23 protein-coding genes and 3 pseudogenes are annotated in these 19,724 nt (G+C 58.2%); 12 read left to right on the forward strand and 14 right to left on the reverse strand.

Translation table 11 applies throughout. From position 1 onward, the window contains the following. Positions 1-299: 299 nt before the first annotated feature. The 3 genes from RBRH_RS14225 to RBRH_RS21015 all read left to right on the forward strand — a co-directional run bounded on the left by RBRH_RS14225 (position 300) and on the right by RBRH_RS21015 (position 2,297). Positions 300-995: a PadR family transcriptional regulator gene (locus tag RBRH_RS14225; RefSeq protein WP_083813563.1), complete on the forward strand. Its 696-nt coding sequence runs from the start codon at positions 300-302 to the stop codon at positions 993-995. Further along, positions 992-1,834 (forward strand): siderophore-interacting protein, encoded by an 843-nt coding sequence (locus RBRH_RS14230; RefSeq protein ID WP_013428803.1) that lies wholly within the window; start codon positions 992-994, stop codon positions 1,832-1,834. The genes RBRH_RS14225 and RBRH_RS14230 overlap by 4 nt, the downstream gene beginning before the upstream one ends. Before the next feature lie 331 nt (positions 1,835-2,165). Beyond that, positions 2,166-2,297 (forward strand): hypothetical protein, encoded by a 132-nt coding sequence (locus RBRH_RS21015; RefSeq protein ID WP_255743525.1) that lies wholly within the window; start codon positions 2,166-2,168, stop codon positions 2,295-2,297. Positions 2,298-2,716: 419 nt separating this feature from the next. Here RBRH_RS21015 and RBRH_RS21595 read toward each other — a convergent pair whose 3' ends face one another. The 8 genes and pseudogenes from RBRH_RS21595 to RBRH_RS14265 all read right to left on the reverse strand — a co-directional run. After that, complete coding sequence (locus RBRH_RS21595; protein ID WP_463140225.1) at positions 2,717-2,977, reverse strand: KfrB domain-containing protein; 261 nt, start codon at positions 2,975-2,977, stop codon at positions 2,717-2,719. Next, positions 2,934-4,025 (reverse strand): zeta toxin family protein, encoded by a 1,092-nt coding sequence (locus tag RBRH_RS16495; protein ID WP_049786548.1) that lies wholly within the window; start codon positions 4,023-4,025, stop codon positions 2,934-2,936. Before RBRH_RS16495 ends, RBRH_RS21595 begins: the two co-directional genes overlap by 44 nt. Before the next feature lies 1 nt (position 4,026). After that, complete coding sequence (locus RBRH_RS19390; RefSeq protein WP_013428807.1) at positions 4,027-4,290, reverse strand: hypothetical protein; 264 nt, start codon at positions 4,288-4,290, stop codon at positions 4,027-4,029. A gap of 176 nt (positions 4,291-4,466) precedes the next feature. Beyond that, on the reverse strand, positions 4,467-4,886 hold the full coding sequence (locus RBRH_RS14245; RefSeq protein ID WP_013428808.1) for a PIN domain-containing protein: 420 nt from the start codon (positions 4,884-4,886) through the stop codon (positions 4,467-4,469). Next, positions 4,883-5,167: a prevent-host-death protein gene (locus RBRH_RS14250; RefSeq protein WP_041755040.1), complete on the reverse strand. Its 285-nt coding sequence runs from the start codon at positions 5,165-5,167 to the stop codon at positions 4,883-4,885. The genes RBRH_RS14245 and RBRH_RS14250 overlap by 4 nt, the downstream gene beginning before the upstream one ends. Before the next feature lie 242 nt (positions 5,168-5,409). Beyond that, positions 5,410-5,664: a DUF4158 domain-containing protein gene (locus RBRH_RS21020; protein WP_255743526.1), complete on the reverse strand. Its 255-nt coding sequence runs from the start codon at positions 5,662-5,664 to the stop codon at positions 5,410-5,412. A gap of 113 nt (positions 5,665-5,777) precedes the next feature. Next, the gene (locus RBRH_RS21025) at positions 5,778-6,041 is read right to left on the reverse strand and encodes a DUF4158 domain-containing protein (RefSeq protein ID WP_269764298.1); all 264 of its coding nucleotides are present in this window, start codon (positions 6,039-6,041) and stop codon (positions 5,778-5,780) included. 54 nt (positions 6,042-6,095) lie between these two features. Further along, positions 6,096-6,881, reverse strand: a pseudogene (locus RBRH_RS14265) (tyrosine-type recombinase/integrase); the annotation flags it as partial. Positions 6,882-7,012: 131 nt separating this feature from the next. Here RBRH_RS14265 and RBRH_RS14270 point away from each other — a divergent pair. Further along, complete coding sequence (locus RBRH_RS14270) at positions 7,013-8,020, forward strand: IS110 family RNA-guided transposase (protein ID WP_013428815.1); 1,008 nt, start codon at positions 7,013-7,015, stop codon at positions 8,018-8,020. A gap of 14 nt (positions 8,021-8,034) precedes the next feature. Here RBRH_RS14270 and RBRH_RS18030 read toward each other — a convergent pair whose 3' ends face one another. Then, positions 8,035-8,667 (reverse strand): transposase family protein, encoded by a 633-nt coding sequence (locus tag RBRH_RS18030; protein WP_013428816.1) that lies wholly within the window; start codon positions 8,665-8,667, stop codon positions 8,035-8,037. Between the two features lie 454 nt (positions 8,668-9,121). Between RBRH_RS18030 and RBRH_RS19795 the strand changes: the two genes are divergently transcribed. Then, positions 9,122-10,477 carry a hypothetical protein gene (locus tag RBRH_RS19795; RefSeq protein WP_041754855.1) on the forward strand — a complete coding sequence of 452 codons (1,356 nt, stop codon included), beginning with the start codon at positions 9,122-9,124 and terminating at the stop codon, positions 10,475-10,477. Positions 10,478-11,070: 593 nt separating this feature from the next. Here the strand turns inward: RBRH_RS19795 and RBRH_RS20645 are convergent. From RBRH_RS20645 to RBRH_RS14295, 3 genes and pseudogenes are all read right to left on the reverse strand, one after another. Continuing rightward, positions 11,071-11,277: pseudogene (locus RBRH_RS20645) on the reverse strand (transposase); the annotation flags it as partial. Next, a complete protein-coding gene (locus RBRH_RS18040; RefSeq protein WP_013428820.1) occupies positions 11,220-11,585 on the reverse strand; it encodes a transposase in 366 nt (121 codons plus the stop codon). The pseudogene RBRH_RS20645 and the gene RBRH_RS18040, both read right to left, overlap by 58 nt. Before the next feature lie 158 nt (positions 11,586-11,743). Beyond that, on the reverse strand, positions 11,744-14,059 hold the full coding sequence (locus tag RBRH_RS14295) for a TAL effector repeat-containing protein (RefSeq protein WP_013428821.1): 2,316 nt from the start codon (positions 14,057-14,059) through the stop codon (positions 11,744-11,746). Between the two features lie 364 nt (positions 14,060-14,423). On the opposite strand from RBRH_RS14295, the gene RBRH_RS18045 reads away from it, so the two are divergent. The 5 genes from RBRH_RS18045 (at position 14,424) to RBRH_RS14320 (ending at position 17,273) form a co-directional block, all read left to right on the forward strand. Beyond that, positions 14,424-14,855 carry a transposase family protein gene (locus RBRH_RS18045; RefSeq protein ID WP_232509410.1) on the forward strand — a complete coding sequence of 144 codons (432 nt, stop codon included), beginning with the start codon at positions 14,424-14,426 and terminating at the stop codon, positions 14,853-14,855. Further along, entirely contained in the window at positions 14,791-14,928 is a 138-nt protein-coding gene (locus tag RBRH_RS21490) for a nucleotidyltransferase (RefSeq protein WP_370645097.1), read from the forward strand. Before RBRH_RS18045 ends, RBRH_RS21490 begins: the two co-directional genes overlap by 65 nt. A 61-nt stretch (positions 14,929-14,989) precedes the next feature. Beyond that, the gene (locus RBRH_RS20650) at positions 14,990-15,142 is read left to right on the forward strand and encodes a hypothetical protein (protein ID WP_232509411.1); all 153 of its coding nucleotides are present in this window, start codon (positions 14,990-14,992) and stop codon (positions 15,140-15,142) included. A 12-nt stretch (positions 15,143-15,154) separates the two neighbouring features. Next, entirely contained in the window at positions 15,155-15,349 is a 195-nt protein-coding gene (locus RBRH_RS20655; RefSeq protein ID WP_041754861.1) for a hypothetical protein, read from the forward strand. Between the two features lie 547 nt (positions 15,350-15,896). Next, positions 15,897-17,273 carry a hypothetical protein gene (locus tag RBRH_RS14320; RefSeq protein ID WP_013428825.1) on the forward strand — a complete coding sequence of 459 codons (1,377 nt, stop codon included), beginning with the start codon at positions 15,897-15,899 and terminating at the stop codon, positions 17,271-17,273. 153 nt (positions 17,274-17,426) lie between these two features. Here the strand turns inward: RBRH_RS14320 and RBRH_RS19410 are convergent, their stop codons facing one another. Beyond that, on the reverse strand, positions 17,427-17,570 hold the full coding sequence (locus tag RBRH_RS19410) for a hypothetical protein (RefSeq protein ID WP_157864562.1): 144 nt from the start codon (positions 17,568-17,570) through the stop codon (positions 17,427-17,429). 297 nt (positions 17,571-17,867) lie between these two features. Between RBRH_RS19410 and RBRH_RS14330 the strand changes: the two genes are divergently transcribed. Continuing rightward, entirely contained in the window at positions 17,868-18,563 is a 696-nt protein-coding gene (locus tag RBRH_RS14330; protein WP_013428827.1) for a hypothetical protein, read from the forward strand. Positions 18,564-18,680: 117 nt separating this feature from the next. Here the strand turns inward: RBRH_RS14330 and RBRH_RS20660 are convergent. Then, positions 18,681-19,227: pseudogene (locus RBRH_RS20660) on the reverse strand (error-prone DNA polymerase); the annotation flags it as partial. Positions 19,228-19,264: 37 nt separating this feature from the next. Here RBRH_RS20660 and RBRH_RS20665 point away from each other — a divergent pair. Next, positions 19,265-19,603, forward strand: a complete 339-nt coding sequence (locus RBRH_RS20665; RefSeq protein ID WP_232509385.1) for a tyrosine-type recombinase/integrase — start codon at positions 19,265-19,267, stop codon at positions 19,601-19,603. Positions 19,604-19,724 lie beyond the last annotated feature (121 nt).

The raw sequence follows: 19,724 nt of genomic DNA on the forward strand, positions 1-19,724 counted from the left end.
CAGCAACAGCGCGCGTCCCTGGGTAGAGCAAACCGCATGCCGCTATGTGGCAGCCCGGTGCCGGAACGAGCAAACGCCGCGATGCTCCGTCGTCATGGCCACTACACTGCTATGAAAGGCAACGCCGGTGCTCGCCGACCGCCGAAGACCGCTGCCACCCACATGCCGCCTTGGCGGACGGCACCAATCTTCATCAATGGCGGAAATTGGACCGCTAGGTCTTTTACATCTACGACCTTGACAATGCATCTAAGTATTTATATCTTTAGATATGTCTTACGACTTTATTGGAGAAAGCGATGCGTCATTTTTCTCTTTTCCGCGATGGGCCACGCAGCCCGCGCTCGTGGGACGATTGCATGCCGTTTGCCGCGCTACGCCACGCGATGGGCCGGCACAGCCACCAACGACACGGCGGCAGTAGCCCGTTCTGGGGCGGCGGTGGCAGCGGCGGCTTCGGCGACGACGAAAACATGTCACGTGGCCGCAAATTCTCGTCCGACGACCTGCAATTGCTGCTGCTCGCGCTAATCGCGCAACAGCCCAGCCATGGGTACGAGTTGATCAAGACATTAGATGCCCGCTCTAACGGCTACTACAGCCCGAGCCCGGGCATGGTTTATCCGGCCCTGACCTACCTCGAGGAACTCGGCTACGTCACGGTCCAACTAGAAGGCAACCGCAAGCGGTACGTATTGGCGGATCCCGGGCGCGACTATCTCGACGCCAACAGGGAGCGCGCAGACCTGCTGCTCGCCAAGCTGCAGCACATCGGTCGCAAGATGGAGATGATCCGCCGCTTCTTCGCCAGTGGCGAAGGCGACGACATGTCGGGGGGCTCGGCGTGGCTGCCGGAATTCAACGAGGCCCGGCTCGCTCTGAAGCAAGCGCTGTACCGCCGCGATAATCTGCCACCGGACGAGCAGCGGCGCATCGCAGCCATCCTGATGCGCGCGGTCGCCGAAATCGAGCAGAAGCCGGAGGCAAGCCAATGACATCTAATCAGGATAACGTAACGGGGCGAGACCGCTCGGAGCGCATCGTGACACGCGTTCGCCATCCGTTGAAGTTTCGTCTGCTGTGCGTGAAGCGTGTGCGGCAAATCACGCCAACGCTGGTGCGTGTGACGCTGGCCGGCGACGATCTGCATGATTTCATCTCCGCCTCGTTCGACGACCACGTCAAGGTGTTTTTTCCATTACCCGGCATGGACAACCCCCCGTTGCCGACTGTGGGACCGGATGGCGTCGCGTTCCCGGAGCATCATCCGCGCCCCCCGGCACGCGACTACACGCCGCGGCGCTACGATCGGCACGCAGGTGAATTGGATCTGGAATTCGCACTGCACGATGCCGGCCCCGCATCCGCATGGGCAAGGCAAGCGCAACCGGGACAATGGCTCGGCGTCGGCGGACCACGAAGCTCGCTGGTCATCCCAACCGACTTCGACTGGCATTTGCTGATCGGCGACGATACCGCACTGCCGGCCATTGCGCGGCGGCTTGACGAGTTACCCGCCGATACTCGAGTGGCCACCGTGATCGAGGTAGCGGACGCGGCGTCGCGCATCGACCTCAAGACCCGCGCGCAACTGCATGCGGTGTGGTGCTATCGCGACTGCGCGGGGCCCGACGGCGGCGCATTGTTACGCGCGGTACGGGATACGTACCTGCCGGACGGCGATGGCTACGTTTGGGTGGCGGCCGAGGCCAGCGTGGCGCGCGCAGTACGCCAGCACTTGGTGGAGGAGCGCGGCGTACCGAAGTCCCGAATCCGTGCGGCCAGCTATTGGCGGCGCGGTACCGCAGCGGTGCACGAGACGATCGATGGTTGACGATCTGCATCGTGCTCTGCCTGGTCAGCGTGCGACGGGTATTCGCAAAGTCGGCGCCGGCGCCAATGGACGGCGACCAGCAAGCTGGACGAGGCGATGCAACTGATGTGAACGCTGGATCTGCGCCCGAACCGAACGCCATACGTCGGCGACACGACACACGATTACAACGTCGCGCGCGCTCGGCTGGCGACCCGTTCTCGTGTCGATGGGTCATCATGATGCCAGCCGGCTACTTCGCAGCAGCGCCCCGGTGTACGGCGGGCTCGGCGAGTTGCTCAGAGATCTGACGTGCAGATGGCAACCGACAGCAACGATAGGAGCGTTGAACATGGCTGATTTTCTCAATCCGGCAGTCCTCGCCGTGGTGGTGGCTGCCCTCACCATGCGCGCGCTCGTCGCATTCTACTACCGCGATAGTACGCGGGTGCTGCATCTGCTACGCCTGCTACCGCGTCTGTAGGGCCGCTAGCGTAGTGCTTTTAATCCCGCCGAACGGAAGTTGTGTAAACAGGACAAAAGTAGGTAACAATTTTTTCTATGCGGGGAGATACAATTTTTGTTTAGTAATACTAATATTTTCCCTCCCTCTTAGATGATTAACGACCCGACAACTTCAGTACCCTGCAGGCCAGGCGCTGGCGCGCCACTCAAGGCAAGCTGCATGGCGTACCTTGCAACACGGGTGCATATCTCCGTGAAAGTGCTGATTGGGAAGCCCGGCTGACGACCCAGATTTTGTTTCGCAAAGCTGAAAAAGCTTGAGGCGAAATACGGGTTTGCGGGCTACGACCCAAACTCGATTGCGGAACAGGTTTTTTCGTAAGTGGTCGATATCTATAAAATTCTCGGGATCCTCAAGAACCGAGCGGGCCGGCTCTTTTATATTGACGTCTGCTTATCGGACCATGTCACGCGCGTGTTCACGCGCCGGCTCTTGACCCTATTCATAGACTTGGCTTTTTTATCTCCGTGCTGAATGACCACCTTTTCGCCGACGCGCACTTCACGGTCGAGATGGGCCTTCTCGTAGCAAATGGCCACCATGTCGGATACCTGCACTAGGGCGTGATGCGAGGATGTGGCGACCACCTTGTCTTTAAAGTCTTGCTTCCTTTGGCCAGCACTTCCTTTGGCCAGCATCTCGAACCATAAGGCCCCGTTGTCCTGCAGCCATTTCAATCACGCGGCGCGACTCGTCCAGGGCCACATTGCCTTTGGGCACCTGTTCGCGATGAAGCTGCTCGGACAATTGTGCGCTGACGCTGAGGTAGGGCGTTTCGCGGTCGTTTTGCGATATCTGCGTGACTCGGCCCTGCTTGATATCGTGGAGCTGCTTGTAGGCGCCGTCTAGTTCAGGATGCTTGGCTAAGGCCTCGAGCTTGGCGGCCAACTCGTCGTGGTCGGCCGACACGGGGCGCAACGTGCGATCCTGCTCGGACCGGCTTACTTGCGCATAAGTGTGACTTGGTGGATTTTCATTGCCGTCCATGGCCTTCCCGTCCGCGACCATGCGTAGGGTATCGGCCACGTTGTCGCGGTAGCTCCCGCGTTGACTGGCCAAGGCGTTGATTTGCTCCAGCACCGATACGTAATCGCAGCGCTCATCGTAGGTCCAGTCTCTCGCACGCTCCTGCTCCAGCACCTGAACAGCCTCGGGCGCTTTCTGCCAGTTGCCGCGTTCTTGCAAATTTTCGTAGATGGGCTGCTGGTTGGCGTCATAGACGCGCACGGCATCCACTAGCTTCTCGTGCTCCAGCGCACGCACCGATTCAACGATACCAGTGTAGGCGTTATCGTGCTGCTCCTCGTTCACAAAGCGCCCGGTGCCGCGCTCAGCCACTTGTTCCTCAAAGCGCAACCGGGCTCGCGCAAACGAGGTTTTGGCATTGACGGCCATGACACGAGCCTCGATCTTGTAGCCTGCATCCTTAAGTCGGCGCGTTAGGTCACAGATGCTCTCCGGGCTACGCATGGTGTCGTCAATCACTAGGTTGCGCCGATTCTCAGCGGCCACGATGGTCAGCCGGGTTACCCACTCTCCTGCTTCCTTGTGCGTGCGATCGGCTGCGTGCTGCGGATCTTCGCGAGAAAGCCGCTTATGGCAGAGATTTCGCTCCCGCATCCGGTCCGCATCGATGAGCACGGCGCCGCCGCTGCTGCGTAGCTCGTGGATCGCTTCAGCGGCCAACTCAGTAGCCGTACAGTCCGCGGGCCTGCGGAGCGTACTGCTGGATAACGCGCTCGATAGCCTCAGGCTCCTTTGGGTCAAGTTCGTCGCGCAGTGCGTCTAACGCATCCACCTCCTGCAAGGCGCGCTCAATAGCCGGCTCGTCGGGCACCGGCCTGTCGCGCTCGGCCGCAATGGTCTCAGAATGGTGGGCAATAATGGCGCCCAACACGTCCAGCGCCACCTCGTAGCGAACGCCGGCACGACTGAATAGTTGCTTGGTCATGCTTGAGACTCCAACAATAGTATCTGAAGCTGATTCAGGCCATGGCGGACATGGGTCTGAAACCGGGTCATGCGGCCGAACGGCTGGGCCTGAGCGCGCGTCAGATTGAGCGGCTGGTGATCCGATATCGTAAGTCGGGCGCGCCTCCCTTTGGCTGTTCTCACGCTACATAGGATCTAATTTAAATAGAATTGGATTCGATCTGTCGTCCAAGTCGCCACCCCCGTCCCGAAGAAATCCGCATCCTCCGTCCAAACCGGACATCCGATTGCCATAGCACATGCCAGGACGGGCCAATCGTCGGCATCCCTTGCCCCGATGCGCTGGAGCGCAGCGGCCTGGGCATCTCCATAGATTTCAGCGTCAACAATTTGGATCAAGGGAACCAAGCTATCCAGCACAGCTATCGCTGACTCCGACGCAACGCCTCTTTTCTCCAGTAATGCTGGCAGGTACTTTCTGGCGTCTGTGTACGCCACGTCGGGAGCAAAAAACTGAACTGCGTGAACATGCGCCATGACCAACTCGCGCACGCGCGTGCCAAGAACTGCCCGAATCAAGATATTTGCATCGAGTACGATTGCCTTATTGCTCATGCGGATTTGGCACCGGTCTTGCCCTTGCCGGTCGATGCCCGGCGAACTGCCTTAAACTCGGACACCACCTCTTCGACATCCACGCCACGGCCAGTCAGCAGATCATCCAAGATTTCACTTGCCTTTTTCATAGCGGCAAGATGCGCTTCGGCTTGGCCATGTGCCGGAATGAAGTACCCTACCGTCTGGCCGTGCCGCGTCACCGCAACGGGCATATTCGCCGCGATGTATTCCGCCAAGTCAGCACGAAACTCACGGATTCCGACTGTGATCGCTTCCATATCCATGCTCCTACGCGCTCGCCGAGCGCAAAATGTGAATCAATGTGTACATATTTTAACAGATAGCGGCCTGGGTGCAAGCACCCACAAGACCGTAGCAATAGGTGTATGAGGGGTACCGTCAGAATTCACAAAATATCGTACGCCAGTGGCCCGGAAACCCTTGTTGGACTTGCCTTGAGTGCACAAATTGTTTTTCGAGCGCGATTTGGATCGAGCCTGCATCGTCTAATTGATTGATTTTATTGATTGTGCATTGCAGCTATCGTACGGAAAATTTCGAATCCTGAAGGCGCCCCAGCGACTGGTCGAGTCTTTGACGATGCTCGTCCCAAAGAGGCTCCTCCGTCAATATTTTGTAGATCTGGCGGGTTGTACGCCGTCATCACTTTGGCGCAGATCCTCTCGATGACGTTCACGCTAGGCAGCAGGATGACCTGCCGGCGCGGGTATTCGACCAACGCTTGCGCGAGGACGATGCCCTTATTCGTCTGCATCGCGAGGCCGACGAGCGAATGCACCGTCGCCCGATAGTGCGATAGGCCGAACAATTACAGGCCGAGATGAGCGCGCAACTCGAGTTGGTGTTCGCGACGGGTTTCCTCGCGCTTCAGACACTGGGACCAGCACGCCGGATTGATGCGCCGTTGCGGGGCGTCCATTGCAGCAATGCGGGCGGCACGTCGGTCGTCGTCAACCCTCCCTGGCCCAAACACCAAAGTAAGCAACGCTGCACGGCGAAGCCAAGACGATTCGCATCGCCATGCCGCTGACGAATCACGAGCAGGTCGGCCTCACTGAACGTATAGTGGCAAATCAGCTTGCCGAGCTCCTCGGGGATAGCTAGGAGGCGCTCCCGTTCCGATGCCGACAGAAAATCGGGCGATCGGGCGACGTGACATAAGGCTCCTTGAAGAGAGGCGAAACGTCAGTCCCAACTGAGCCGGTGACGTGTCTGCATGGCTTCGTGCCGCACATCGTCTTCGGCATGCAGATAGACGCTTGTGGTCGCGAGCGAGGCATGCCCAAGGTTGTCACATACGAAACGCAGTTCGAGCTGCTGATCGGTCATGTGTGGGCCGGCTGTATGCCGGACCCAGTGCGCCGATGCGCGGGCAAGCTGATCGGCCTAAACATGCCACTCGAGGCCACGCGAGCGCAGTCGTGCCGCGGCCAATGCGAAGATTTCCTTGACGATCAGGTGGATCGAGCTGCGCGCGAGCGGTTTCTCATGGCCGATGAGCGGCAGCAGCAGCGTGCGGTTCTCACCTTGATATGGAGATGGCGCCAGGCCGTGCGCGCGCCGGTAACGGGCAAGTTCGGCGATCGGCTCGTCGGTGGCTGGCACCAGGCGCATCCGGTTGCCCCTTGCCATGCACCTCGTTCACCAGCGTTCGACGCCGGCGGCATCGCGCCGGCAGAAGACACCCCCTATCGGCGTGCTGGCGATCTCCGCCGCGTACAGGCCAGCCAGGTACAACACGGTGAACAGCCATCGGCAGCGCGCAGTGTGCAGCCGCTCGCGCTCGGTGCCGACGAGCAACGTTTCAATTGTTGTTTTGACCACGCTCCACCACTCGTAGGTCAAATAGCGCGCCACGGCCGGTCTCGTCGCGACGCCGCGGCGACGCGTGAGCGACAGCGGGTTACCGGCCAGGTAGCCGGCGTCCACAAACCAGGCGAATATCACGTTGAGAATCGTCATCGCGTGCCGTTGTCAACAGCAACTCAGATGGAATGGTCGCCTCCCGCCTCAGCAGCTGTTCCAGCGACTGACCTGGGTGCTTGGTTTCGGTGCAAATATGCGACAGTGTCTTTTCCGTTCTTTCGTGAAGGAGAGATTCAATGGAGCCCACGACGATCGCCATCGACCTGGCTAAGCGCGTTTTTCAGATCCACTTTGTCGATACGGACGGCACGATTCACAGCAAGGCGCTCAAGCGTGTCCAGATGTTACCGTTCTTCGCCAACCGGCCAGCGGCCCGGATCGTCATGGAGGCGTGCGGTAGCGCCCACCACTGGGCTCGGCAACTGACCAGGCTTGGGCACGAAGTCAGGCTCATTGCTGCCCAGTTCGTGTGCCCGTTCGTCAAGTCGAATAAGAACGACGCGGCAGACGCGGCCGCCATCTGGGAGGCTTCTCAGCGCCCAGGCATGCGCTTTGTTGCCGTCAAATCGGCGCACCAACAGGCGATGTTGGCGCTACATCGAATGCGCCAGCAACTGGTCCGGATCCGCGTCATGCAAGTCAATCAATTGCGTGGATTACTCTATGAATTCGGCGTCGTTTTGCCACAAGGGCGACGCCCATCGATCCAGGCCGCTCAAGCGGCGATCGCGACGCTGGCCGATCAGTTTCCGGCAATGCTGATCGATAGTCTTCGGGATCAATTGTCTCGACTTCCTCTACTCGACGAGCAAATTCAACGCATCGAGCAGCGCATCCTCGAATGGCGACGCGGTGACCCAGCATGCCGTTGTATCTCGGAAATTCCGGGTGTTGGCCTGTTGACGGCAACTGCAGCGGTGTCGGTTATCGGTCAAGCGAAAACTTTCCGCTCCGGTCGGGAATTTGCGGCCTACCTTGGCCTCGTGCCGCGACAGAACAGCTCGGGTGGCAAAGTCCGGCTGAGCGGCATCAGCAAACGCGGTGACGTCTATTTACGTACCTTACTGATTCACGGTGCACGATCAGTCATCTCGAGTTCGAAACACTTACCAGAGCGATTACGTGCTCTATTAACTCGACGGCCGACGAACGTCGTCGCTGTCGCGCTGGCCAACAAGATGGCGCGAACGATCTGGGCGCTGCTGGCGTACGGGCGAACGTATCAGGCAGCACCAGCACAATGATCACGCTTTAAGGCCTAACCCATCCATGGTTGCACAGGTGTATTGAACGATGGCAAGACAGGTTGGACCGCGCGAAGGCGAGCCTGAGACATTTCTCGGACCTCCAGTCCGCCAATTAGATTAGGACCTTTGCGGCGCAATCCATTGGGGCCGGCGGGCACGCCCGCGATCGAGTCCGGATATAAGTCCGCAACCACCCTCCTGCCGCGCACAATCGCCTTGCAAATGGAAGGCGACCATATAAGGAATGTCGTCGCGACGTACTTCTGGCCGTTGCGTTTAAGCAAACGAAGCATTGTTTCGCCGCTGATCGAAATGCCCAGCCGCTGCGCCAGGCGCGCACCCGCGGCGTCACTGAGCGCCAAACCCACATGCCACAGCACCGTCTGTGCTCGGGCTGTACGACGCTGCTGACGCGCGCCGAATGGCGCAAGGCATGGGGCAAATGTTCGCCGGCGACACATTATGTTATCGCAGCGAAAGTGCTGCACATGGATTTCCAGTGTGACGCGGTGGCCGCTACACGGTAGGTCCTCAACGCGTCGTCGGTACCATCCGTGTATCCGGGAGCTTGTCGCTCCACACGCCGTGCAGTGCGCAACGAGCCCTTGATGTTTCAGTGCAACGATGAGCCGATTGCCGATCATCTCTCATCCGAGAATGCGCATGTCGGCAGCGGGCAACAGGCGTTGAAGAAAAAACTCATGCCGATTATCTGAGTAATGCGATACCGGCTTGATCGTCATTGCTACCTGCAGGTTCACACAAAGTGTGGAAGAGCCATTTTCAACGTGCTGCTGACAACGTGTGTACGGTGAGCCTCGGGATGGTGGAATGTAACTAAACCTGCACCACCACTTATTCGATCCGCACGTTGTTTCGACTGCGTACTGCTTACCATTGCCAGCTTCACACGAGCTTCTTCAGCAGTGTGCGTTGCCAACAGACGATGTAACAGCTGCCGCATATGAGCATAGCACTATCCGCCAAGAACGTGGCGGTCACAGTCCATCGCTGTGCTTAGCTTCACGTTTTCAGCTAGCCTGCTGTGCGGCCTCACTTCGTATTGCGCCGTTTTTTTATCGACTGCCGAGCTTACCGATGGACTTTGATCTGCATGCCGCTTTGAACGACTACCAAGCCTACATGCGTGCGTTGGAGTCGTGCCCGCAAGCTGCTGCGTCGGCCCCTCCGCCGACATTGAAACCAGCAAGCGGTGAGCTGATGAGCCCATCGGCCAGCCGGCCCACGACATATCATGACCTGCCACCCGAACTGATTCAGCAGATCGGTGACTACGTACCCGTCCAAGACGTGGGAAATTTTTCAGCAGTCGATCGTCGTACGTATCATGCGATGCACAGTCGGCGCGTAGTCTACCGCTACTGGCAACGAGCCAACCAAGTCGTGAGTCTCGCATCAGTCAACCAGCTGCTTAAGGAGATGGACGGCACGCTCGCCGATCCGGCGCAGCATGTCGAGCCGCTTGAGGCGTTGCGCCAGCGTTTGGAAGCGTTGCCGTATCGCGAGCAAGGCGAAGCCTTCAAGCGCATGTACGCGGCGGCGCAGCGCATTCCGAAGGATGGCGTGCAGATACAAAAAGCGCTGTTGTTGCACTCATTGCGCGATTTTCATTGGAGCCATAGTGATGAATTATTCGACTTCGCTTACGCGATGGCGCAGCGGCGTGCGCCCGAGGAGGAGAATGTCTGGACGGAACTCGCTGACAGTTTGGAGTCGTTGTTGTTTGGCTCAGCTGAGTTTGTCGAGCGTTATCAAGCGCTCGTGGCTCGGCTTGCGTCCTTAAGGGTGTCCGAGCAAGCGGAGCTGATCCCGGTATTGTGTAGGCGAATGATTCACTTTGGTGGAAGCGACGACCGCCTCCCTGGGCTGTATGCGGTGTTACGCGAACACGCGTTGGAGCTGCCGCCTTCTCATCAAGGCGCACCGGTTGGCAGGTTAGCCAGTGCCATATGGGTTTTGCCGCACGCGGAGCGGCTCGCACAGTACACGCAGTTGCGTGATGTGGCGCTGTCGCTGCCTGACGAGCAGTTGGGCATTGCGCTACGCGATCTTCCAGAGGGGTTGACGAGGTTACCGAGCGAGCATCATGCACACGAATTCCAGTTACTGGTGCCGGCATTACTGCGCGTACTGCCAGCGCAGCGTGCGCAGGTCGCACTCGGCCTACTCATGTATACTTACAGACTAGACGATGCACTGGTACAGTGGGTCTGGCAGCAGGGCTTGAGTCTACTGAATGGCGCGGGCGAAGTCGCTTTATGCGATGTGCTTAGCAGGCTTCGAGCGCAGGGTGCGATAGGTAACTTAGACGATCGCCAATGGAATATAGCGAAGGGTGAAATCACCCGCTTTATGGAAGCCAACCAGTTCTCCGAGCCGGCCCGGGCGCGAATCCAGGACAGTGTGCCTTGGTTCAGAAGTGTGCCACGTTAACCTGCGGCTGAACTAGCATGCTTCGTTTACTCGGGGGATCCTTCGAGCTAGGCAGGTTGATGCCAGTTCACCGTCTACCTTCAAGTGGTGAACCACCACCCTAGGATTCGTCATGGACCGCCGGATGTCAACCGCAACTTAGAAGTGGCTCTTCCATGCTTCGTGTGAACCTGTGGGCCAGCGGCATACCTGAAATGCGGCGATTAAGGTAAGTCTCGGCCACGACTATAATGCAGTACACGCAGCACTGCTGATCCCCTACAGTAACGGCATCGTCGAGGGCCATGTCAATCGGCTCAAGTTTCTCAAGCGACAGATGGATAGCCGCGCCGGCTTTCAGCTGCTTCGTACTCGCGTGTTGAATCGATACTGGACCGAGGCACAAATTTCACACAAAGTGTGGAAGAACCATTTTTACTTTGCGCGTAACAGCACGCCTGCATCGCGATCGCAGCGCTGTGAAACGCGACATCGATACGTTGTTCGCGGCGGGACTCGTGTCGGTCGAAACGGCGGCAAACCCGGCCACGGCACGCAGAAGATCGTGCGCGCCGTCGCCTCACGCGTCGATTTGCACGTGTTAATCGACTGCCCGTTTTGTTACGCAGTAACAGTTCGCTTCTGTCGCTCGGGAAGTGGCCGCGGTTCTTCACGATCTTGCGCAGCTGCATGTGCATGCTCTCGATGGCGTTGGTAGCGTAAATGATTCGACGCACCTGGGGCGGATAGGCAAAGAAGGGAATCACCTGTTCCCATTGGCGTTGCCACATGGTTGCAAGGGTAGAAAATTTACGGCCCCATTCACTTTGCGCGAAATATCAAGCTTTAGCTCGCCATTGGGCGTGATCACCGTCTTGGGGCTGGTGCCGTTGCGGTGACTGCCGCTCTTGCCTTGCGCTGCTTCCGTCTCCAGGTGGTGCGTCAGTTCGGCTGCAAGCATGCGCTGGGCCAGTTGCTTCTTCAGCTGCCCGGCCAAGCCCGATTCGTCCAGAATCGACTCGGCATCCTTGCTTTGTACCTGCGCCAGCAGTTGGTCTATCAGCTCATCGGGAAACAGCTTTGGCGCCTTGGGATTCTTGCTCTTTTTGTTCACTGTTGTGTTGGTCATAGTACGTGATTTCTATTATCGTCTCATGACCTCGGCACACGAAAATTCTGGCAGGCTTTGCTCATGCGCACGGCAACGGGCAACCGTACAGCCCACCGTGGCACCACCAACACGCCCTGCGTTTTGTCGCGGCCCTTTAATGCTGGTAACCGCCCACTCTATTGCCGCTCCAGCAAGGGTGCCACCATCTTTCGTATTCGACCGGCTCCTCCTCGGCGCGCGGCCACATGTACGATCTCCTCGTTGGAGCGTCCTGCCTGCATGAGCACCGGCCCATATTTGAGCACCGCTTTCAACGCCTGGGCGCCGCCATTGCTCGCAATCTCCACGATATCGATTAGACTCAAGCCGCGCTGCCGCAGTGTCGGCCCATGCTCAAGCACCGCCTTCAGCGCCTGAGCCCCACCACTATTGGCCGCCATTTCGACGATATCGGTCAGATTGAAGCCGCGCTCGTTCAGTGTCGGCCCATGCTCGAGCACCGCTTTCAGCGCCTGGGCGCCGCCGCCATTGCCCGCGATTCTGACGATATCCGCTCGACTGAAGCCGCGCTCGTCCAGTGTCGCCTCATGCTCGAGTACTGCCTTCAGTGCTTGCGCCCCACCGCCATTGCCCGCAATTTTAACGATATCCGCTCGACTGAAACCGCGCTCGTTCAGTGTCGCCTCATGTTCGAGTACTGCCTTCAGCGCTTGCGCGCCACCGTTATTGCCCGCGACGTTCACGATATCCGCTCGACTGAAACCGCGCTCGCCAAGCATCCGCTCAAGGTCAAGCACTGCATGCAGCGCCTGGGTTCCACCATCGTTGCCTGCGATCTTGACGATGTCAGCCTGACTGAAGCCGCGCTCACGAAACGTCAGTTCAAGGTCAAGCACCGCCTGCAGTGCCTGCGCTCCACCACTATTGCCTGCAATCTTGACAATGTCAGGCTGACTGAAGCCGCGCTCGCGAAGCGTCAGTTCAAGGGCAAGCACCGCCTGCAGTGCCTGCGCCCCACCTCTATTGCCCGTTATTCTCACGATATCAGGCTGACTGAAGCCGTGTTCGACAAGCGTCAGCTCAAGGTCAAGCACCGCCTGCAGTGCCTGCGCCCCACCGGTATTGCCTGCAATTTTCACGATATCAGGCTGGCTGAAGCCGCGCTCGCGAAGCGCCGGCCCAAGACTAAGCACCGCCTGCAGTGCCTGAGCCCCGCCGATATTACCTGCCATTTTCACAATATCGGGCTGGCTGAAACCGTGCTCGTCAAGCACCGGCTTAAGGTCAAGTACCGCCTGCAGTGCCTGAGCCCCGCCGATATTGCCCGCCATTTTCACGATATCGGCCAGATTGAAGCCGTGTTGCCGCAGCGTCGGCCCATGCTCAATCACTGCCTGCAGCGCCTGTGCCCCGCCATCGTTGCCCGCAATCTTGATGATGTCAGCCTGACGGAAGTCGCGCTTGCGAAGCGCCGGCTCAAGGTCAAGCACCGTCTGCAGCGCCTGCGCCCCGCCATTATTGCCCGCCATTTTCGCGATGGTGGCTTGGCTGAAGCCGCGCTCGCAAAGCGCCGGCTCAAGATCAAGCACCGTCTGTAGCGCCTGCGCTCCGCCGATATTGCCCGCGATTTTCGCGATGGTGGCTTGGCTGAAACCGCGCTTGCCAAGCGCCGGCCCAAGGTCAAGCACCATCTGCAGCGCCTGTGCCCCGCCGATATTGCCCGCGATTTTTGCGATGGTGGCTTGGCTAAAGCCGCACTCACGAAGCGTCGGCCCAAGGTCAAGCACTGCATGCAGCGCTTGCGCCCCACCATTATTGGCCGCAATTTTAACGATATCGATCCGGCTAAAACCGCGTTTGCCAAGCGCCGGCTCGAGGTCAAGCACCGTATGCAGTGCCTGCGCCCCACCGGTATTGCCTGCAATCTTGACAATATCCGCTCGACTGAAGCCGCGCTTACCAAGCGTCGGCTCAACGTCAAGCACCGAATACAGCGCCTGCGCTCCACCGTTATTGCCCGCGATTTTCACGATGTCGGCTTGGCTGAAACCGCGCTCGCGAAACGCCGACTCAAGGTCAAGCACCGCTTGTAGTGTTTGTGCCCCACCGATATTGCCCGCCATCTTAGCGATATCGTCCCGGCTGAAGCCTCGTTTGCCAAGCATCGACTCAAGGTCAAGCACCGCCTGTAGTGCCTGTGCTCCACCGATATTGCCCGCGATTTTCACGATATCGGACTGGCTGAAGCCGCGCTTGCCAAGCATCGGCCCACAGTCGAGCACCGCTTGCAACGCGTGGGCTGCGCAGTCATAGCTTGCGATTTTTAGGATGTCAGCCCGGCTCAGTATTTGAGCGAGTTCATTCTGCTTATTTGAGATAAACGCCAAGGTGGTAGCACCACCATATTGTTTCTCAATCTTTGAGCGTTCGAGCGGGCTGAGATTAAGCCGGTTAGCCATTTGTTTATCTTGGTCCACGAACGCCGTCGACATGGGTCACCACGGCGCTGAGCCATCCGCACACCGATTATCTCGCACGAGCGAGCGCACACTGGTTTGCGTGACATTGTCCGCGACAAAAGATTGAGTGCGGCTGGTAAGCCGAGCCCAATCACTTGCCCACCTATCCATTTCAAGTAATCCGTGCCATTGACAGACATATACTTTGAATGGCATGTGAAACGCGTTGCGCTCGACAGCGAACGCATTGCGTGCTGAACGAAGCAAAGCGTACTATCTGACAATGAGCGTAGTAGCGCTCAACATAGCGAAGAGGTTTGCGTTATCTGCGCCACAATCACCCAATGGCTGGCTCGAAGTCTTGATGACCCGACACCGTCCCATCTCGAAGAAGAGAATGCCCGCGAACATTCTGAACCTGCCCGACTACGCCGTTCTGGCGGTCGAGCACGACGACCACCTTTGCGTCGAGGTGAGGCAGCCGCCTACACACTGCCCAAACTGCAACTCGGACCGGCTTGTTGGCTTCGGACGCCGCGAGCCGCTTGTCAAGGACCTGCCGATGCATGGCAAGCGCGTCGGTATGTACATCAACACACGGCGCATGCAGTGCCGAGCTTGCGTTAAGACCTTCAGCGAGACACTTCCCAAGGTAAACGAGAAGCGCGCCATGACCATGCGCCGAGCCGACTGGATGGCAAAACGGAGGATCATGACCAATGGTTTGCTTAAAACTCACTTCGATCGCGTTGGACATGGCCGGTATTGCGTTCGATGTGCTTTTGGAGACGGGCGTGCTGGTCGAAGCGTTGCCGCTTTGGGAGGATGAGATGGAGCATCCCGAACTGTTTAGTAACCCGGCATTGATCAGAAACATCCATCGCGAGGGCATTGCGCTATGAGCATGACGGCCAAAGACTACATCGCCAAGCGGGGCACGCACTCGAAGAGGCGCATGTACTGTTGAATGCGGGCGGGTTTGAAGGGGCATGCAATCGAGCCTACTATGCGATGTTTGATGCTGCACACGCGGCGTTGCTCGTGACGGGCGTGACAGTGCCAGACGCATCACCGAAGAAGCACCGTAGCCTTATCGCTTCTTTCGGCCTAAATTGAGTGAAAGCTGGCATGGTCGAGTCGGAACTAGGCAGCGCGCTCAACAAAGTCGAACGGCTGCGACGACTCGCCGACTACACTGGCGAGACCGTCACCGAGGAGGACGCTCGCTGGGCTGTTGAACAGGCGGGTAAATTGGTGAATACGGTGCGCGAGCGCATGCTGCCCAACAAGTCTACTTCGCTGCCGTCTGCGCCGCGCCCGTAATAAGGTTGGCCAGAACGTCTGGTGGCAACTATCCCCCCATCGTCTGTCTCGGCCAAAGTTAAAGTAGACCGGTTTTGGGCGGTCCCTCCAGTGGGGCAAGGCTGAGCATGCCACGCCCCGCTATCCACTGGACGATCGCGCTGCGGCTCATCATGAGTGGGCTTGAGCGAAGCGACTGGCAGTTTCCCCGCGACAACGCGCGATTTATCGACGCACTGCAATCATGCTCGCGGTAACAGGGGCAATGTATCTGCTTGGAAGAACAAAAGGTGGGCGACGGCAAGGACTAGCGAGGGGAGGAACACTATAGATACAAGACCTGCGGCGAGCCTATGTCGGAAACACAGCGGCCGTGACGATGACGAAGAGAACGGAGAACCGCATGATGCCGATGATGCTGTGAGCATGTCGGCACTGCCGCGGCTTATCCGCCGACTTGTGTTACCCGCCAAAAACATCACGCTTGTGACGTCTCGCTGCGCGCCTGTGCCCATTTTTTCGCTAGCCTGCTGCACAACCTCGCGACGCGTGGCGTCTTCTTTCCTTCTTGCTGAGCTTGCCAATGGACTTCGATCTGAATGCCGCTTTAAACGACTATCAGGCCTATACCTGCGCGTTAGAGGCTCGCCCGACACCCGCCGCGTCGGCGCCCCCACCGCCGCAGCTGCCCAGCGCCGCGTGGGCCAATCCACCAGCCAAGCGGCCCACCACCTACCAGGACCTGCCGAGCGAAGTCATCGCGCGCATTGGTGACTACGTGCCCGTCCAAGACGTGATGTCGTTTGCCACCGTCGATCGGCGCACCTATTATGCGATGCAGACCCGGCGCCTCGTTCACAGCTATTGGCAACGAGCAAAACAAGCGGTGACCTTTGAGTCGATCAACCGCCTGCTCGATGAAATGGACGGCACGCTCGCCGATCCAGCGCAGCATGCTGAACCCCTGGACGCGCTGTGCCAGCGGCTGCGAGCATTACATAGCGCAGATCGCGGCGATGTGTTCAAGCGCTTATTCGCAGCCGCGCAGCGTATCCCGCAAGACGGCGTGCAGATACAAAAAGCGCTGTTGCTCATGCACCGGGATTTCACCTATGAGCGTGAACGGATTGAACTGTTTGACTTTGCCTACACGCTGGCCGAACAGCGCGAGCCTGGGCAAGACAATGTGTGGCCGGAACTGGCGCTTGGGCTGTCGAATTTCTCACCCGATACCCCCGAAACCCCTCACTTTGCTCAGTGGTATTACGCGATTCTGGCACGGCTGCCGTCATTGAGCGTAGCCGAGCAAGCGCAGATCATTCCCACATTGGCCCGTTTACTAAGTAAATTTAGACAACCCGACTCGCGCATCTCTGAGCTTTATACGCTCTTACACGACTACGCGTTACGCCTGCCCCCCTCTCATCAAGGCGCATCGGTCGGCGCGTTGGCAAGTTACGTGTGGCGCTTTCCGGAAGCGGAGCAACCCGCGCGGTATACGCAAATGCGCGATTGGGCGCTGTCGCTGCCCGACGACCAGTGGGGGATCGCGCTGCAGCGTTTGCCTGAAGGACTGGGTAGTTTCTCACCTAAGCGACAAGCGCAGGAGCTGGCGTTGCTTGAACGCTATTTGGGGCGTGTGCCTACGGCGCAGCGCACGCAAGCAGCAGTCGGGTTAATCAGAAGTATCTATTTCATAAACGACACGCTAGCCAAGCGGGGATGGCAGCAGGGATTGAGTCTACTGAACGGGGCGGGCGAAGACGCTTTATGGGAAGTACTGACCGAGCTTCGGGCCAATGGGATGCTATGTCGTCGGAGCAATCGTCAATGGAAAGTGGCGATGGGCGAGATCACGCGCTTTATGAAAGCCAACCAGTTTTCCAAACCCGCCCAGGCGCGCATCCAAGACAGTGCGGCCTGGCTCAGAAGTGAGCCAGATTAACCGCCACAGCAACTCAAGTACATAATCGTGGGGGAATTTCGCTGCATCGAGGTGGCGGGTATCGACATTCCGGAAGACGAAGATTCACTAAATTAATCGGTAAACGCACCGAAAACGCCCAATCTTGAGCCAGTTTATCTCATCAAGGGACTATCACAGCACGCACATCATTTGCGTGCTGTGCGCCGCCATCGCGATGATCGGCGCCGACGGCTTGCGCAAGGCCAGCCGTGCCGCTGCTCTACGCACGGCGCATCCGACAACGACCCGCGCCAGCGGTACAAAATGTTCGCGCATTGGGATGGTTTTTCGCAGCGCCAAGCCAGTTATGCACGCCACGCGCCACATTGCAACTGTGCCTGTTCAAGGATATTTTCCAATGAGCTCCCCTGCAATATCTCGCACTGCCTCTGTTAATTCGACTGTAACCGACGCGCCAAGTGTTGTGCCAAGCTCGAACGCTCTTTTAGGACAAGCCACCCGTCAAGGTCAACATGGACGGCTCTCAGGGCTAAACAAAGTTGGTTCGAAACTCAGGCAAATTGGTCCAGCGTTGGGTAAGGTTGGATCAAGCTGAGCGAGGTCGGCTTAGCGTTGGGTGAAGCCAACACGGACTGCATGGCGGGTTGCCCGCCGTTCCTAAAAACGAACCGAGCTAACTGGGCGCCACGACAGCATCGCGCGCACTGCAAGAAGGCAGTAGAGTATGCGAAAAATGCCGTAGCAAAACATACACTACGGCATGAAGCCGAATACAATAAATTGTCTGGCAAAATGTGCTGGGATGCGGTTAAGTACTGTGCGTTTAGCGCGAACATCATTACCGAGGATGAACACGATGCGCTCAACGCCCGGTGGGATTTGGTCACGCCGCATGACTCGCGCATACGCAATAGCGATGATCTTAAAAACGTGCCACCGGGACACGCGCTCGGCTTTTTCAGAATTGAACACTTTGCAGCCAGCAATGCTTCTAACGTGAGAATGGATCCCTTTCACGTCATGCTTAACACCGGTGGCAATAAGGCCGCTGGGAATAAAAACGACTGCGTTGGTTTGGGCGATATGTTCGGCTGGGAAGAGCGCGATCTAAGTCAGTTGAAATGGTATCAAGGCGCAGTCGTCGCGCCGAAGGGCGGGGACGTTACGGTGGATCCTGCTCATCAAGACGCGCTGAGTAAGTTTCCGGAAGAGATTGTGGCGCGCGCTAAAACAGTTCCGTTCAAGAAAATCGAGCAACCAAGCTTCCACATCAGCACAACCGCAATGATTCATGCTGACAGCTCGTGACGCGTGATTGGCCATCAGTTACGGATGAGTGACACCGCTAAATGATTCAACATATGCGCCACATAGCGACGCTGCACGTGGGTTCGAGCCATTTCTTTAATGCAGTGGGCTTGACCATCAACAAAAATCGCGACTCGTTGTCATCAGCGAACCGAGTAAATGCGACAGATCCACCAGGCGCTGAGCAACTAAATGGGTTACTTCGCCTTGCCGTTGCCAAACGCCATAGACGGCGAACAGTGACGCACCCAGCGCCTCCTTGCGCTGGCGCTCCAGTAGTGACGGCCAAATAATCACATTTGTGTGGCCGCGCTCATCTTCGAGCATCACAAACAGCACGCCTTTTGCCGTGCCGGGGCGCTGGCGCACCGTCACCAGGCGCACGGCGCGCCAGTTGCCCGTCGCGGTAGCCCTGCAGCGTCGTTGCCGGCAGCAAGCGACGCCGAAGTAATTGCGTGCGCAGCAGTGCGCGCGGATGCCGCCCGAGCGTCAGACCCAGCGCGCGATAGTCGTGCGCAATGGCTTGCCCCTACGTGAGCGGCGCAAACGCCGGTGTCGCGTCGTCCGCGCCAGCCGCACGGAGCAGATCCCTGTCAGGCACCGAGGCGAGTGCGTGCCACAGCGCCGCGCGGCGATTGCCCGCAAGGCTCGTCAAGTTTGCATCATGCCGGATTTTTCTACTTTTGAATGACCCAGTTTTTTTGATTAGCCTCAAGGCGCGTGATGTACCGCTTTCTAGCCGAGCCGTAACAACACTATCCGCCCTGCCGTGCCACGTTAGCGGTTATTTTTTTCCGATCACGCCTGACGTCTTTAAAAAGGTTCTCGTCCGCGCGTGCGAGCGCGCGAGGCTTGACAACTTCCACTTTCACGACCTTCGGCATGAGGCAACGAGCCGGATTGCCAAGCGCCTCGACAACATCCTCGAGCTGTCGGCCGTGACGGGCCATAAGACCGTCCAAATGCTAAAGCAGTACTATCATCCACGAGCGACAGACCTTGCGCTGAAACTGCTATCCAGTAGTGTTCAGGGCCGATGACTGACATCGCTTGTAAACAGAATTGTGCCTCAGTCGTCTAGGCAATGCCCTTGTGAGTGTTGAGGCGTTGGATGGCGTGTGGGTCGTATTCGACAATTTCGTTTGTCTTGCCACACATAGA

Origin of the sequence: Mycetohabitans rhizoxinica HKI 454 (genome assembly GCF_000198775.1) — a bacterium.
GTDB classification, from domain to species: Bacteria; Pseudomonadota; Gammaproteobacteria; order Burkholderiales; family Burkholderiaceae; genus Mycetohabitans; species Mycetohabitans rhizoxinica.